We start from the raw sequence: 14,163 nt of genomic DNA, 5'->3' as shown, positions 1-14,163 counted from the left end.
CCACAAAAAAGCCGAAGCACAAGCTGCTTCGGCTTTTTCGGTAGCGCACATAGGAAATAATCAACGCCAGACGTCGGCTATGGCAGATGTACCACCTGTTTGCGCAATGGCGACCAGGCAATGGCGCGGCGGTCTTCCTTGCCCACCAGATAATGAAAGCTGACGGCCTCGGGGCGGCGCTGCAGGTCTTGCCAAGCGGCCTGATCGAGGCCGGCCGGAGCTTCGGCCGCCGCCGGGTAAGTAGCCGTTTTAGGTACTGCCGGGCGGTGGAAATTCTTTTCGGCGAAGAAGTCCTTGGTACGTTGGCGCACGTAGGCTTCGCGCTCCGCCTGGGTAGCTGTTGGGCCTTTCATCTCATACACCATAGCCGCCTCCAGATCAGAAGAAGACAGGACTTCGCGGAAGATTACCTCTCCCGAAGCGTTGGTAACGGTCAGGGTTGCTTCACCAGTCAGGACGGAAGAGCCACGCAACACCAGTGAAAATACGTCGGGCGAAGCGGCGGAGGAAAACAGATGGCGGCTGCGGGCGGTGAGTAGCGTATCGGCCTGCGCGTCCACCGTGGCCGGGCGGGTTGTATCCATCGGCTCCAGTTGGGTGGTTGCCGAGTCGGGGAGGGGCGCGGAAGAAGTGGCGGTAGCCGTTTGCTCGGGGGAGGAACAGGCCACCGCTAACGGCAGCAGGGGAAGTAGCAGGGACAGACGCATGCAGTAAATGGGAATACGTGGGAGAACGTAATAATTTCCTGATACGCAGGCAACGGCCCGGCCGTTGGCTTGGCTACCAGAGCAGCATCAGCGCAAATGCCACGCTCATACACAGGGAAGAAACCTGGTTCATGCGCATCGTGTGGTCAAAGTCGGCGGCGGCCTCCTGCTGCCACACGGCTCGGGCCCATTGCCCAAACAGGAACACAACCGGCCCGGTAGCCACCAGAAACAGCAACAGATGCCGCTCCTCCTGCCGATATAAATAGGTGGCGGCCAGCAGAGCCGCCCCAGCCGCCAGGGCCAGTCCCGCAAACACAAACGTACCCCGAATGCCCAGCCGCAGGCTCAGCGTCCGGTCGCCGCGCCGCGCATCTTCCTCGTGCTGATACACCTGGGTAAGCGGATAGGAGCCGCACAGAAACAGGCTGCTCACCAGCGCCAGCACCAGATTATCGGGCGCGGATACCTGGGTAAGACTGGCGGCCACGCCTACCTGCGTCATCAAGAACGTGTAAGCCCCCTGAAATACCACCACCACGGCCGTACTCAGCAGCGGATACTTTTTCAGGCGAATTCCTTCGTAGCTGTATGCCTTGGATACCAGCAGGTACACGGCTACCAGCGCCGCAAACCACAGGCTCAGGAAGCCCGCGCCCACCACGGCCAGCACATCGAACAGCCACACCAGATGCAGCAGCTCGCGGGATACTTTCGGCGGCCGGCGCAGCCCGCCAATACTGCCCTCGTCCCGGTCGTAGTAGCTGTTGTAGCCGTTGGAAGCCGGATATGCCAGCAGGTGCAGCACCACAAACACGCCGGCGGCCCGCCACGGACTAAATGGCTGCCGCAGCGCGCTCAACCCAAACCAGAACACCGGCATGAGGTACACGGAAAACGGAATGCGCAGCAGGGGCAGGGCCCGACGGTAGGCGGTGAGCGGCATGAGGGAAGCAGGGCAGAAACAAGGACGATAACTCCGGCGGAAGCCGGTGCGTGCCGCAAGCTAAAGCTTACGCCCCGGTTTCTGCCGGAGTTCCTATCAGATACGTAACCTGCGGCCCCCACCAGTGCCGCACTACTCCCGCCTGCCAGTGAAAAGTGCCTTCCGGGTCGGCCCGGTGGGCCAGGGCCAGCAGCTGCGGCGGCGGGTACATACGCAGGATACTCACGCACCCATCCCAGATGGTGAATATCGGAATCAGGGGAATGAGGTAGGTGAAAACCAGCCGACTGAGGCTGAAAGGCCGGATAAAGGGCGTAATGAGCAGTTGCACCACTGGCAGCACGGTGCAGGCCAGCAGCAGTTCCAGCCAGTGCTTTCCCGCGCCCTCAAATACGCCAATGCCGGTTTTGTGTCGCACTGCATCGGCCAGCAATGCCTCGGCCGCAGCGGGCGGAAAATGGTGAAACGCCGAGAAGACCGTGCGCAACCCCGGCAGGTCAGCCGGCACGGCCGTAGCATCTACCGGAGCTTCTGCAAACCACAGTCCCGGCGTGGTTCTTTGCAAAAGCCGCCAAGCGGCTGGCTGCGGGTACAGATCGGTAAGGCAGACCTGCGCATCGGGCAAGCCGGTAGTACGCAGGCGGTGCAGGATGCCGGCCGTGCCCCCACCCGCGCCCGCGCACAACTCCAGCAGCTGAGTCTGGCCGGTTTGCTGCAGAGCCGTCCGCAGCAGCGGCACAACAGGCTGGTACGTCCCCAGCGTTGAAATCATGAACCGCAGATAATCCATCATGCCGGCCCGAATCACACCCGGAAACCACGGCAGATCTTCAAACTCAAACAGCTGGAGGCGAAGCTTCATACCGGCTCCTTACGCAAGTAAAGGGCCGCTGGCTGCCGCTTGGTTTGGGAAGGCCGCTTAATTAACTGCTACCACCCGCCGCGCCGGCCCGTACAGCCACAACACGGCCAGCACCGCCGCTCCCCAGTACGGCAGCGACATGGGCAGCAGGCCCCGGAGCGAGTTAATGGGTAGCAATAAGAGCAGCAGCTGATTGGCCAGAAGGAAAAAAAGCGTGACACCGCCCAGAGCCAGCGTCCGGCGCGACCAGCTGGCCCGCAGGCCGCTCATCAGCGTGAAAAAAGGCACGACCAACGGCACCATTGCCAACGAAACCAGCGCCGCTACTAACCCCGACATCAGGGCAATGGAATAATCCTCCAGGCGGTCGGAGGCGAAATCGAAGGTCAGCCACAACGTACCGCCCACATTGCTGAGCAGCCACAGGATAAGCGTACGGGTAATAGTCGATTGGCTGGTGGCGGCGTAGTAATGAAGCATATCGTGAGGCTAAAGCAGTGAGAAGAAAGGGGTATTGCATCTGGATAGTGACGAGTTGATTTACGAGTCGTGAAATACTGCTGGTTTGATGTATAGCAGGTTTTTGTTGGGAAACACTCGTTTCAAAATGGGGCCTGATAAGGGCGCGTGCAGTACGCAAAAAAGTCGCAAGGCAGCAGGCTGGCGGGCTTTTTGGGTATGCAGCCTGTCCCGGAATGAAAGCAATGGGATGCCTGCCGCAACGGACCGTGAAGTGGGAACTGCCGGCTGCCGGTCAGAATTAAATTGAGCCCGGGATTTGGAAAGGCGTCCGACTTATGTTTGCTTTGTAACGCAAAGTGCTTTAAACTATGGCAAAGCCTATCATTGACCCATTAGCCCAGCTCACTGAGATTCGCTCCATCATGGAACGGTCGTCGCGCTTTATTTCGCTTAGTGGCCTTTCCGGGGTAGGGGCCGGGGTGGTGGCATTGGTGGGAGCCGGCATCGGACACTGGTATCTGCAGCAGCGCTATGCGCAGGAGGGCTATTCGTACGGGGGCTTTATGCGCCTGCTCCAAAGCACCGCCGAAGAGCGGCTGTTGGTGCTGCCGTTTCTGCTGGTGCTGGCGGCCGGTATTGTGGGTGCGGCGCTGGCCGTAGCTACCTTCTTCACGGTGCGCCGGGCGCGGCGGGCCGGGCAGCCGGTGTGGAGTGCGCTGGGGCGGCGGCTGGCCATTAGCCTGGCTATTCCGCTGGTGGCTGGCGGTCTGTTCTGCCTTGCCCTGTTTGTGCAGGGAGCCGTAGGGCTGGTGGTGCCGGGGATGCTGTTGTTCTACGGGCTGGCCCTGCTCAACGGCAGCAAGTACACGCTCGATGAAATTCGGTGGCTGGGCCTCACCCAGATAGGCCTGGGTTTGGTGGCCGTGTTGTTCCCCGGCTTCGGGCTGGCGTTCTTTGCACTCGGCTTCGGCCTGGGCCACATCGGCTACGGCCTGCTCATGTACAACCGCTACGAAAGAGGAACCGGAAGCCAAAAGTGAAAAAGCTGGGTGGGAAAGCCTGTTTGCTTCTTCCTCCTGCCGGCTGTCCATTCTGATTTTACCTCCTGTCTTCCCCTTTGAAACATCTTATTCACACGCTCAATAAAGCTTTCGACAACCGCGTACGGTTGGGCGTGATGGCCGTACTCATGGCAAATGAATCGGTGAGCTTTAACGAGCTGAAGGAAGCCCTGGACCTGACCGACGGGAACCTGGCCAGCCACGTTGCCGCGCTGGAAAAGGCCGGGTACGTGGCCGTGACCAAGCAGTTCATCGGGAAGAAGCCCAACACAACGTACGCCGCTTCGAAAGAGGGAAAAACGGCCTTTCAGGAGCACCTGACGGTATTGGAAAAGTTGTTGCGCGGATAAGTGCGTCTTTTTTTTGCCTATTTACTTTGAAATGCAAAGTTCTTTTTAAATAAAAAAACATGACTACTATTTCTGCCTCCTTTGCCAGCCCCGGCCCGGTAGTGCGCCGGGTCCCGCTGCCGCTCACGGCCCTGCAAAAGCTGCTGATTCCGGTCGGGGCGGTGCTGTTTGATGTGTTGTTCTGGAATCAGGAAATCGGGCTGAATCTGGCTTTGTACACGCTGTTTGTGGTAGGAGCCACCCTGGCGGGCCTGCCCCGGCACGCAGCGGCGTGGCGCTCCGGCTACTTCCGCTTGCTGCTGGCCGGCACGCTGCTGAGCGCGGGCACGGTGGTGTGGTACGGCTCGGGGGCGGCGGCGCTAGCCTGCGTAGCTTCCCTCACGATGCTGCTGGGCTATGTGAACCAGCCCCACCTGAAACTGGTGGCCTATGCCCTGCTGACGGCCGTGGCGGGCGCGGCGCGGGTGCTGCCTGGACTACTGCCGTATCTGCGGCTGCCGGCGGGCAAGGGCAATTGGGCCCGCACCCGCTTCTACGGCCGGCTGCTGGCAGTGCCGTTGCTGATTCTGGTGGTGTTTCACATCTTGTTCGTGCTGGCTAACCCGGTGTATGCCCGTCTGACGGACGCGGTGCTGACCAACCTGGGCGCGTGGCTGGCGGCGTTGCTGCCTGCCATTTCGGTGCCGCACCTGCTGTTTTTCCTGCTGGGTCTGGCCCTCACGGCCGGGGCACTGGTAGTCGTGCCGTTTCACTTCTTCCTCGACCACGAGTCGCGCTTTGGGGAGTTTGTGCTGCGGCAGCGCGACCGGGTGGCGTCCTTCGGGGTACGCCGGCCCGATTTCCGCCTTCAGAACCGCCGCACCCTCGACCTGCGCAAAGAGTACCTGGCGGCCCTGGCCGTATTCGGGCTGGTGAACCTGCTGCTGCTGCTGGTGAACGTTATTGATATCCGCTGGATCTGGTTCGGGTTCCGGCCCGAGCCGGGCTTCGACCTCACCCAGTTCGTGCACGAGGGTACCTACGTGCTCATTCTGAGTATTCTGGTGGCCATGGGCATTGTGCTGTGGTTTTTCCGTCGCAACCTCAACTTTTACCAGCAGGGGCTGCCGGCACTGCGCTGGGGCGCTACGGTCTGGGTGCTGCAAAACGCGGTGCTGGCGGTATCGGTGGGGCTGCGCAACTACTATTATATCCTGCATACCGAGCTGGCTTACAAGCGCATCGGAGTGTACGGGTTTCTGCTGCTGACTTTGTTTGGCCTGCTGACGGTACTGCTCAAAATCTGGCAGCGCCGCTCGGCTTACTCGCTGGTGCGCCTCAACGGGTTGGCGGTGTACGCGCTACTCCTGCTGCTGGCCCTCGGCAACTGGGAAATCTGGATTGCCCGCTACAACCTCAGCTCCCGCTTCCAGACGTTGAACCTGGGCTTTCTGCTGGCCATGCCCGAACGGGTGCTCCCCGAACTGGCCGCCCGCCAGAGCGTGCTCGACGGCATGACGCGCATTATCATTAGTCCGCCCGGTGCCTACACCGAAACCACTGCCACGCCCGCTGAGGCCCGCGCCGCCGTGCAGGCCCGCCTGGCCCAGTGGCAGCAGGCGTACCCGCGCTACCACCACTGGCAAAGCTGGACTCAGGCTGAAGCAACGGCCTACGAGGCCATCCGGGCTCGGTAACGGAGGTGCCCACTCAATCTGAAAACGTCGTTTCACTGTTTTTACCCATGAATATTCTGCAAATAGGATTGTCGTTGCTGGGCGTGCTGTGGTGCGCCGGGAGCGTGGCTATGCTGGCCGCGTTGCTTACCTGGCGCGAGCGGGCCGCCACCTTCATGGCCCGCAGCCAGCGGCTGTTGTTGGTGGTATTGCCCGGTGCTGCCGTGTTGCTGGGCTCGGTGCTGTGGGTGCTGCTACACGTAATGTTGCTGTGGGGACAAAATGCGCCGGCTGTGGCGGTACGGTGATGAGCATGACGAAGCATCTTTCTGCGCCGGCTTCTCACTCCGCCGGCCGCAGCCTGGCCGTGCTGCTGGCCGTCGGCGCACTGCTCTGGACGTGGTGGCAGATTCCGAACTGGTACCGGCTGGGCACGCTGGAAGCCCGGCACCTAGCGGCCCTGGTGCAGCTCTGGCAGCAGCCGTGGCTGCTGGCGCTGGTGCTCACGGCGGCCAACGCGGCGGTGTTGTACCGGGCCACACTGCCGCTGGCGCTGCCCTCGTCGCCGGGGAGCCTGCTGGATACGGGCCGGTTTCTGCCCGGACTGGTCTTCTGGCTGTGCGTGGGGTTTCACCTGCTCAGTCTGGTTGGGGTGGGGCTGCTGGCTATGGGCTGGCTTACGTTGCAGCCGCTATGGCCCCGGTAAGCTGGCTGGATGAGGCGGCCGCCCGCCTCTGGCGCTTTGGCTGTCATACGGTGTTGCCGGCCGTGCCTCGTAGGGGCTGGTTGGTGGTGGGGCTGTTCTGGGTTGGGCTGCTGAATCTGGGATTCGTGCGGGAAATCTGGCCGCATTACCCGCAGGCTGAAGGCTGGTTCTGGGGGCTGCTACTTGGCTGCGGCCTGCTGTTGCCGTGGCAACTGGCGGCTACGGCCCGGCAGGTTTCGCAGGTTGTGGGCGGCGGATGGCAGTTGCTGTGGCAGCTGTTGGCCTGGCTGGGCTACGCCGCTGCCGTGCTGGTTTCTATTCCGGCGCTTATCGGCTTTATGCTATGTCTGATGAAGGTGTTTCGGTGAAAAGCCGAGGAAATTTTTAGTGACTACATGAAGTGTACTATCCCCGGTAATCCGGCGGCGCGGCTACTGACGGCGCGGCCGGATTACTGCTATATCCGGGCCGAAAAAAGCGGCAGTCCGTTCCTGGCTGAGTACAATCCACGGCCCGTCGAACCACCGTCCGCCGGCCACTAAAGCAAGCTCAGGCTGAGCCGTAGCTTTCGGCCCGCCCGCAACTGGTATATTTGCGGCTCCGAAACCGGCCCGGCTGGTTTACTTCGCCTCACTGCGCTCTGCATGCCCGCTCCCAAGTCGCCGAATATTCCTGCTTCCGCCGTGCCCGCCCGCCGGTGGCCCAATCGTGTTTCGCGGGCCTTGTGGGCGCTGTTTACCGTGGGCGTTGGCACGTTTCTGCTCTACCCGATTCTGGTGAGTATGAACTTCCTGTTCCTGTTTGGGAAGTCGCCGAGCCTGGAGGAACTGGAAAATCCGCGCGTGGAGCAACCCTCCAAAGTATTCACTGCCGACGGCGTGCTGCTGGGCCGCTACTTCCGCGAAAACCGCTCCCCGGTGCCGCTCAGCAAAATGTCGCCCTGGCTGATAAAGGCCCTCGTGGCCACCGAGGACGTGCGCTACCAGGACCACGCCGGCATTGACCCCATTGCCATTGCCCGGGCCGTGGCCGGAGCCGTAACCGGCGGCAGCGGGGGCGGGGGCTCCACCATCACCCAGCAGCTGGCCAAAAACCTCTACAAAACCCGCCGCCAGGAAAATACCGGCCTGCTGGGCCACGTCCCGCTGGTGGGCACGCTCATCAGCAAAACCAAGGAGTGGCTCACGGCCGTGGAGCTGGAGCGCCGCTACACCAAGGACGAAATCCTGGCCCTCTACTTCAACACCGTGGAGTATGGCTCACAGGCCTACGGGGTGAAAGTGGCCGCCAAAACCTTCTATAGCACCTCACCCGATAGCCTGACGGTGGAGCAGGCCGCCATGCTGGTGGGCATGCTCAACAACCCCACCGCTTTCAACCCGAAATTTCACCCGGAGCGGGCCAAAACCCGCCGCGACCTGGTGCTCACGCGCATGGGCCAGGCCGGCGTACTGCCGGCCGCCCAGGTGCAGACCGAGCAGGCCACGCCCATCGTGCTCCGCTACCAGGTGGAAAAGCACGTCGATGGCCCCGAAACCTACTTCCGGGGCGCTATCAGCCAGGCCGCTAACGCGTGGTGCAAGCAGAACGGCTACGACCTGTACCGCGACGGGCTGCGGGTGTACACCACCATCGACTCCAGGATGCAGGAGTACGCCGAGGAAGCTGTGCAGAAGAAGATGAAGACGCTGCAACGCTCCTTCGATAACTTCTGGCGCAACCGCGACTCCAACCCCTGGGTAGACGAAGATGGTAAGGAGATTCCCAACTTCATCGAAACCCAGATGAAGCGCACCGAGCAGTACAAGGCCCTGGCCGCCCAGTACAAAGGCCGCCCCGACCTGCTCGACTCGGCCCTGCACCGCAAGCACCCCACCAAGGTGTTCACCTGGAAAGGCGACGGCGACACCACCCTTATGTTGTCCCCGCTTGACTCACTGGCGTACTACAAGCACTTCCTGCACGCCGGCATGATGACGATGGACCCCTTCACCGGCCAGATTAAGGCGTGGGTAGGCGGCCTCAACTATCGCTTCTTCCAGTACGACCACGTGAAGCAGGGCAAGCGCCAGGCCGGCTCCACCTTCAAGCCCTTCGTGTACCTCACGGCCCTCGATAACGGCTACTCGCCCTGCGACCGAATCCGGGATGAGCGCGTCACTATCAAGTACGTGGAAGACGGCAAGCCCATGGAGTGGCAGCCCGACAACGTGACGCGCGAGTACACCGGCATGAACATGACGCTGCGCTATGCCATGGCTCGTTCCGTCAACTCCGTCACGGCCCAGCTAACCGAGAAAGTAGGCTGGGAGAACGTGGCCAAATACGCCAACAAAGTGGGCATCCGGAGCAAGTTGCTACCGGTGCCCAGCATCGGGCTGGGCTCGGGTGGTGATGTAAGCGTGTTTGAGATGGTGAATGCCTACAGCACCTTCGTCAACCAGGGCTTCCGCACCGAGCCCATGCTGATAACCCGCATTGAAGACGCCAACGGCAACGTGTTGGCCCAGTTTGACCCCCAGCAGAAGCGCGTCATTCCGGCCGAAACGGCCTGGCTGATGACCTATATGCTGCGCGGCGGGATGGAGGAACCCGGCGGCACCTCGCAGGCGCTGTGGGACTACGAGCTGTGGAAAAAGAACAACCAGATTGGCGGCAAAACCGGCACCACCAGCAACTATTCCGATGGCTGGTACATGGGCATCACCAAGGATCTGGTAACCGGCGTGTGGGTAGGTGGTGAAGACCGGAGCATCCACTTCCTAAACTCCCAGCAGGGCGAAGGCGGCCGCATGGCGCTGCCCATCTTCGGGACGTACATGGAAAAGCTCTACCAGGACCCCGAGTTGGACATCCGGATGGGGCCGTTTCCGCAGCCTACTGTCAAAATCAACAAGAAATACACCTGCGTAACGGCCGAACCCCGCCGCCGCCGTGAGGAAGTAGTAGATACCATTGTGGTCGATAACCTGCTGGAAAACCTCAACAATGGCACCGTGCCCCTACCCGACAGCCTAGGCGGCCAGTAAGTTCGTTTTTCGGTATTGGGTTTTTCGTTGTTCGTTTTAGGTTTTGATACCTGGTCAGTCATGCCCGGAAAGCCACTGACAAACAACGAATCTACCGCCGCCTGGTAAGCCACAGCGGGACGAGTAGCAGGACCATTACTGTGGCCGATAGCAGTTGAAAGGTAGTGCGCCAGCCGAACGCGGCGTGAAGCGGCTTGTGTGGTTCCAGTGAGTTGCTCCAGGCAATAAAGGCATCGGCAATGGGCAGCTGGCCGCCCAGGTAAAACTTGCCGGCCGTGCCGTGCCACGGGAGCCCAAACGCCTCGATGCTGTTGCGCAGTCCCACCGCCACGGTGGTGTCCTGGAAACGTTGCATGGTGCGCCGCCCGACCAGCGAAGCCGCACCGCCCACGCCCCAGATAACGGGTCCCGAGTCAATATCCTCAGTGGTTGGAGCGCCAATAGCCGATTCCTGCACGCCGGGCAGCCCCAGCCGCCGCGTCAGGAATAAGCGGCGGTACTGCCGGAACTGCTGATGAGCAAACGCGGAGTCAATTTCAACCAGAAAGTTGAGCAGCTGACTTTGTGACGAGCCCCTGGCCGGTTCCTGTACCAGTCCGGTAGCGGCTTGCACGCTGTGTGGAATCAGGCCCTGCGCATCCAGCCGCTGCCGGACCTTGCGCGTCCACTCTTTGAGCAAGGAACCGTATCGAGGCGGTTGGAGCCGGTCGTGCCAAGCCAGGGCCGCCGCGCCCATCACGCCGTCGGCTGACCAGGCAGCCCCGGCGTAGGATTCCAGGTAAGGGGAACTGCTGCTGTGCAGCGCTTCGGCAATAAGCGCGCACTGCCGTCGGAATCGGCTCAGCTCGGCTGAGTCGCGCTGGGACGGGGGCAGGGCCGCCAGGTAGCGCCCCGCGCAGTATGCCGTCCAACCTTGGTAAAATGCGCCGAGAGGCAGCCGTAAGTCTTCGTCGAAGGTGAGCTGCGCGGCCGGGGCCTGTAGTTCGCGCAAGGCCCATTGAGCTTCTGTGCGGGCTTGCTGCTGTAGTCCCGAGCCGGGAGCCGTATGGGGCAGCAGCTCAATCCAGGAAAGCGCGTACAGGGTGTTCAGGTACACGAAGCCCTCCGGGTACAGCTTCTGCATTTCTGCGCCCGCGCCGTGGTGCATCTTCCCCCGCAGAAACTGTAGCTGGCTCACCACTTCCTGGTTGAGCGGGTACGCGCCCTCCGGAGCCGGTTGCGGCGCGTAAAACAGCTTGACGTTCAGATAGAGTACCAACAGCAACAAGCTGCCGCAGAGGAGTTGCCCCAGTATCCGCATGCGGGTCGCGCTATTCCTCGCCGTAGAACGACTTCAGCGCCCCGCGTAGCTGTGGATGCTCGAAGGTGAAGCCGGTGCGTAGGACTTTCTCGGCACTCACGCGCTGCGAAGCCAGTACAATCTCGCTCATCTCGCCCATCATCAGCTTCAGGCCAAACTCGGGTACCTTAGGCAGCACCAACGGACGGTGCAGCACGTCGGCCAGCGTTTCGGTGAACTCTTGGTTAGTGACGGGATTAGGTGCCACGGCATTGTAGGTGCCCTTCCATTGCGCATCCTCCAGAGCCTGAATGAATAAGCGGCACAAATCGTCAAGGTGAATCCAGGACATAAACTGCTTACCCGAGCCCAGCGGCGCGCCCGCCATCAGCTTCACGGTGCGGGCCAGGGGCACCAGCGCGCCACCCTCAGGGCTTAGCACAATACCGATGCGGATGATAGCCGTTCGGATGTTATCGTGGGTGGCTACGCTTTGCGCGGCAGCCTCCCATTGCCGACATACCTCAGCCAGAAAATCATCGGCGGCCGGCAGGGTTTCCTCGTTTACTAGCTGGTCGTCCCGGTCGCCGTAGATGCCAATGGCCGAGGCCGACAGAAACGCCCGAACGTGATGGTTATCCTTGGCCAGCTGTTTCGCCACCAGCTGCGTCCCGGCCAGGCGGCTCGAAAGAATTTCGCGCTTGCGCTCCTGTGTCCATTTGCCGTCCGATACGCTGCTACCGGCCAAGTTGATGATGTAATCGGCGTACGGAACGGCCGCTTCATCAATGGTGCCGGCCAGCGGGTCCCAGCGGAAACTGCGGTAACGGCCGCTGCCGGGCGTACGGCTGAGCAACGCCACTTCGTAACCGGCATCAATCAGCATTTCAGCGAGGCGGGTGCCAATCATGCCGGTACCGCCGGTAATCAGAACTTTACGGGACATTCTAAGGAGAACTGTGGTCTGGAAACGAGTAACCGGGCGGAATACGAAGAAACCGGACCGGAAAGCTAGCAGCTTGCCGGTTTATTTTCCAATCAACCGCAGGAACTCGCGCCGCAAAGCTTCGTCGCGGCCAAAAGCGCCGCCGTACTCGGCCGTGATGGTGCTGCTGTTCGTGTCATTGACGCCCCGGCTCATTACGCAAAGGTGGTCAGCTTCAATCAGTACGGCTACGTCTTCCGTATTTAGCGCGTTCTTGAGTTCCTCGGCAATCTGGCGGTTGAGGCGCTCCTGCACCTGGGGGCGGCGGGCAAAATACTGTACCACGCGGTTCAGCTTGCTCAGACCCACCACATGCTCCCCCGGCAGATACGCTACATGCGCCTTCCCAATGATGGGTACAAAATGGTGCTCACAGCATGAGAAAAGCGTAATATCCCGCTCTACCAGCATGTTGTGGTACTGGTAGCGGTTCTCGAACAAGCGTACGTCGGGTCGGTGTTTCGGGTCCAGTCCTTTAAACCACTCCTGCACGTACATTTTAGCCACCCGCTTAGGTGTGCCGCTCAGGCTATCATCATTGAGGTCGAGGCCCAGCACCAGCATGATTTCACGGAAGTGAGCCGCAATAGCCGCAATCTTCTCGTCGTCGCTGAGGGCAAAGGCATCGGGGCGAAGGGGCGTGCGCAGGTCAGCCGGGAGGTGGGTATCAATGGCAGGACGGGCGGTGGCACCGTTCGCGGCGGAGGCCGCAGGCACGGAGTTATCCATGGTATTCTACAAAATTGCGTTCAGTCTCGTACAGCGTGACCGACAAGGCCAGGCGTTCCTCCAAGTGAGGGCGCAGGCGGTTCCAGATAACCACGGCAATATTTTCGGCCGTGGGGTTTAGGTGGCGAAACTCCGCCGTGTCCAGATTTAGATTCCGGTGGTCAAAGGTATCCAGAATCTCGCGCTTGATCAGGTCGCTCAGCCGCTTCATATCATACACGTAGCCCGTTTCCGGGTCAATGCTTCCGGTCAGACGCACGATGAGCTCGTAGTTATGTCCGTGATAATGAGGGTTGTTGCACTTGCCAAATGTGGCCTGGTTCTGCGCGTCGCTCCAGGCTGAATTATGGAGGCGGTGGGCAGCGTTGAAATGCTCTTTACGGCAGATGGTAACAGTCATAGTCGGCATTGAACCCGGGAAAGTTGCTTTTGTTCGGGATATGCAAAGATTATCAACTAACTACATTGAGCGAGTATAGATATATGACAATGTTTTTATGGTACCTAAGTAATGTTGGATGGTAATTTTCTGACAAAACACAGCTTTCTTCAAAAAAAACAATCTTGGGCATAGCAACATGATAGGAGTCTGGTTAAATTTGATGAGCCGGATACAGTAAGCCGGCGTTTATCACCTGCATTTCATTTCTTCTCACTCTATTTCATTCCCGTATGAAACGAGGCGTACTCTTCTCTCTGCTGCTGGTATTGGCAACGACGGTGACTAGCTTCGCGCAAAAGTCGCCCGTTGACGAAACGGATATGGCCATCAAAGGCATTCCACGCAAGGGGCAGCGCGTTTCTATGCAGCTTGACAGCAAGCGCGTAGAAGATTCCTGGAAAAAGCAGCTGGACGAGCAGTTCGGCAGCAAAGTAAAGGCCGACAAGGGTGTCTACACCATGGACGGCGTTGTAATTGAAGCCGTTGCCAAAACGCCGGTTCGCGTAATCAGCAAAGTGGATGCCGTGCCAACCGGTACTACCGTATGGTGGTCGATAGACCTGGGCAACGCTTATCTGAGCAAGGATGCTACCCCCGTGCAGTGGAAGGCCGCCGAAGGCTACCTGAAGGATTTCGCCCGCAAGCTCTACCGCGAAGACTTGGCCCTGCAGGTTTCCTCCGCCGAAAACGCGCTGGTGAAGTCGCAGGACAACCACATGGCCGTAATTGCCAAGGCCGATGCCATTAAGAAGGACATCGAAAAGAATAAGGTACGTAAAGTTGAAATTCAGCAGCAGCTGGCGCAGAACGCCGCTGAACTGCAGCAGTTCAACAACCAGGTTGACTTGAACCTGAAAGAGCAGGAAGCTGCCCGCGCCGACATTGTGAACATGCGCGTGGCGCTGGAAGCCGTGAAGGAGCGCATGAACAAAATTGAGTAGTTAGGCCTG

16 protein-coding genes are annotated in these 14,163 nt (G+C 60.3%); 8 read left to right on the top strand and 8 right to left on the bottom strand.

The window, feature by feature from the left end:
- Positions 1-77: 77 nt before the first annotated feature.
- From EI293_RS01100 to EI293_RS01085, 4 genes are all read right to left on the bottom strand, one after another.
- Entirely contained in the window at positions 78-707 is a 630-nt protein-coding gene (locus EI293_RS01100) for a hypothetical protein (protein ID WP_125434889.1), read from the bottom strand.
- Positions 708-780: 73 nt separating this feature from the next.
- Entirely contained in the window at positions 781-1,653 is an 873-nt protein-coding gene (locus EI293_RS01095) for a UbiA family prenyltransferase (RefSeq protein ID WP_125434887.1), read from the bottom strand.
- Positions 1,654-1,720: 67 nt separating this feature from the next.
- Complete coding sequence (locus tag EI293_RS01090) at positions 1,721-2,515, bottom strand: class I SAM-dependent methyltransferase (RefSeq protein WP_125434885.1); 795 nt, start codon at positions 2,513-2,515, stop codon at positions 1,721-1,723.
- 57 nt (positions 2,516-2,572) lie between these two features.
- Positions 2,573-2,995, bottom strand: a complete 423-nt coding sequence (locus tag EI293_RS01085; protein ID WP_125434883.1) for a hypothetical protein — start codon at positions 2,993-2,995, stop codon at positions 2,573-2,575.
- A 350-nt stretch (positions 2,996-3,345) separates the two neighbouring features.
- On the opposite strand from EI293_RS01085, the gene EI293_RS01080 reads away from it, so the two are divergent.
- From EI293_RS01080 to EI293_RS01050, 7 genes are all read left to right on the top strand, one after another.
- Positions 3,346-4,017 (top strand): hypothetical protein, encoded by a 672-nt coding sequence (locus tag EI293_RS01080; RefSeq protein WP_125434881.1) that lies wholly within the window; start codon positions 3,346-3,348, stop codon positions 4,015-4,017.
- A 77-nt stretch (positions 4,018-4,094) separates the two neighbouring features.
- Positions 4,095-4,388 (top strand): winged helix-turn-helix domain-containing protein, encoded by a 294-nt coding sequence (locus tag EI293_RS01075; protein WP_125434879.1) that lies wholly within the window; start codon positions 4,095-4,097, stop codon positions 4,386-4,388.
- Between the two features lie 59 nt (positions 4,389-4,447).
- On the top strand, positions 4,448-6,064 hold the full coding sequence (locus tag EI293_RS01070) for a DUF4153 domain-containing protein (protein WP_125434877.1): 1,617 nt from the start codon (positions 4,448-4,450) through the stop codon (positions 6,062-6,064).
- Positions 6,065-6,111: 47 nt separating this feature from the next.
- Positions 6,112-6,351: a hypothetical protein gene (locus EI293_RS01065; RefSeq protein ID WP_125434875.1), complete on the top strand. Its 240-nt coding sequence runs from the start codon at positions 6,112-6,114 to the stop codon at positions 6,349-6,351.
- Between the two features lie 5 nt (positions 6,352-6,356).
- Positions 6,357-6,749: a hypothetical protein gene (locus tag EI293_RS01060; RefSeq protein ID WP_125434873.1), complete on the top strand. Its 393-nt coding sequence runs from the start codon at positions 6,357-6,359 to the stop codon at positions 6,747-6,749.
- Complete coding sequence (locus EI293_RS01055; RefSeq protein WP_125434871.1) at positions 6,737-7,117, top strand: hypothetical protein; 381 nt, start codon at positions 6,737-6,739, stop codon at positions 7,115-7,117. Before EI293_RS01060 ends, EI293_RS01055 begins: the two co-directional genes overlap by 13 nt.
- A 276-nt stretch (positions 7,118-7,393) precedes the next feature.
- Positions 7,394-9,778 carry a transglycosylase domain-containing protein gene (locus EI293_RS01050; RefSeq protein ID WP_125434869.1) on the top strand — a complete coding sequence of 795 codons (2,385 nt, stop codon included), beginning with the start codon at positions 7,394-7,396 and terminating at the stop codon, positions 9,776-9,778.
- Positions 9,779-9,869: 91 nt separating this feature from the next.
- Here the strand turns inward: EI293_RS01050 and EI293_RS01045 are convergent, their stop codons facing one another.
- The 4 genes from EI293_RS01045 to EI293_RS01030 form a co-directional block, all read right to left on the bottom strand.
- Positions 9,870-11,045 carry a hypothetical protein gene (locus EI293_RS01045; RefSeq protein WP_125434867.1) on the bottom strand — a complete coding sequence of 392 codons (1,176 nt, stop codon included), beginning with the start codon at positions 11,043-11,045 and terminating at the stop codon, positions 9,870-9,872.
- Between the two features lie 43 nt (positions 11,046-11,088).
- Positions 11,089-12,003, bottom strand: coding sequence for a TIGR01777 family oxidoreductase (locus EI293_RS01040; protein WP_125434865.1), 915 nt, complete (start codon positions 12,001-12,003; stop codon positions 11,089-11,091).
- Positions 12,004-12,084: 81 nt separating this feature from the next.
- Positions 12,085-12,771 (bottom strand): GTP cyclohydrolase I FolE, encoded by a 687-nt coding sequence (gene folE / locus EI293_RS01035; protein WP_125434863.1) that lies wholly within the window; start codon positions 12,769-12,771, stop codon positions 12,085-12,087.
- Positions 12,764-13,171: a 6-pyruvoyl trahydropterin synthase family protein gene (locus EI293_RS01030; protein ID WP_125434861.1), complete on the bottom strand. Its 408-nt coding sequence runs from the start codon at positions 13,169-13,171 to the stop codon at positions 12,764-12,766. Before EI293_RS01030 ends, folE begins: the two co-directional genes overlap by 8 nt.
- Positions 13,172-13,443: 272 nt before the next feature.
- Here EI293_RS01030 and EI293_RS01025 point away from each other — a divergent pair, with 272 nt between their 5' ends.
- Positions 13,444-14,154 carry a DNA repair ATPase gene (locus EI293_RS01025; RefSeq protein ID WP_125434859.1) on the top strand — a complete coding sequence of 237 codons (711 nt, stop codon included), beginning with the start codon at positions 13,444-13,446 and terminating at the stop codon, positions 14,152-14,154.
- The last annotated feature ends 9 nt before the right edge of the window (positions 14,155-14,163 follow it).

This window comes from Hymenobacter perfusus, assembly GCF_003944765.1.
GTDB classification, from domain to species: domain Bacteria; phylum Bacteroidota; class Bacteroidia; order Cytophagales; family Hymenobacteraceae; genus Hymenobacter; species Hymenobacter perfusus.
The sequence above is the reverse complement of the archived record's forward strand: the minus strand, read 5'-3'. Positions and strand labels throughout refer to the sequence as shown.

Coding starts and splice junctions, on each gene's coding strand:
- EI293_RS01100 (WP_125434889.1), bottom strand. CDS start 707: ATGCGTCTGTCCCTGCTACTTCCCCTGCTGCCGTTAGCGGTGGCCTGT.
- EI293_RS01095 (WP_125434887.1), bottom strand. CDS start 1,653: ATGCCGCTCACCGCCTACCGTCGGGCCCTGCCCCTGCTGCGCATTCCG.
- EI293_RS01090 (WP_125434885.1), bottom strand. CDS start 2,515: ATGAAGCTTCGCCTCCAGCTGTTTGAGTTTGAAGATCTGCCGTGGTTT.
- EI293_RS01085 (WP_125434883.1), bottom strand. CDS start 2,995: ATGCTTCATTACTACGCCGCCACCAGCCAATCGACTATTACCCGTACG.
- EI293_RS01080 (WP_125434881.1), top strand. CDS start 3,346: ATGGCAAAGCCTATCATTGACCCATTAGCCCAGCTCACTGAGATTCGC.
- EI293_RS01070 (WP_125434877.1), top strand. CDS start 4,448: ATGACTACTATTTCTGCCTCCTTTGCCAGCCCCGGCCCGGTAGTGCGC.
- EI293_RS01065 (WP_125434875.1), top strand. CDS start 6,112: ATGAATATTCTGCAAATAGGATTGTCGTTGCTGGGCGTGCTGTGGTGC.
- EI293_RS01060 (WP_125434873.1), top strand. CDS start 6,357: ATGACGAAGCATCTTTCTGCGCCGGCTTCTCACTCCGCCGGCCGCAGC.
- EI293_RS01055 (WP_125434871.1), top strand. CDS start 6,737: ATGGCCCCGGTAAGCTGGCTGGATGAGGCGGCCGCCCGCCTCTGGCGC.
- EI293_RS01050 (WP_125434869.1), top strand. CDS start 7,394: ATGCCCGCTCCCAAGTCGCCGAATATTCCTGCTTCCGCCGTGCCCGCC.
- EI293_RS01040 (WP_125434865.1), bottom strand. CDS start 12,003: ATGTCCCGTAAAGTTCTGATTACCGGCGGTACCGGCATGATTGGCACC.
- folE (WP_125434863.1), bottom strand. CDS start 12,771: ATGGATAACTCCGTGCCTGCGGCCTCCGCCGCGAACGGTGCCACCGCC.
- EI293_RS01030 (WP_125434861.1), bottom strand. CDS start 13,171: ATGACTGTTACCATCTGCCGTAAAGAGCATTTCAACGCTGCCCACCGC.
- EI293_RS01025 (WP_125434859.1), top strand. CDS start 13,444: ATGAAACGAGGCGTACTCTTCTCTCTGCTGCTGGTATTGGCAACGACG.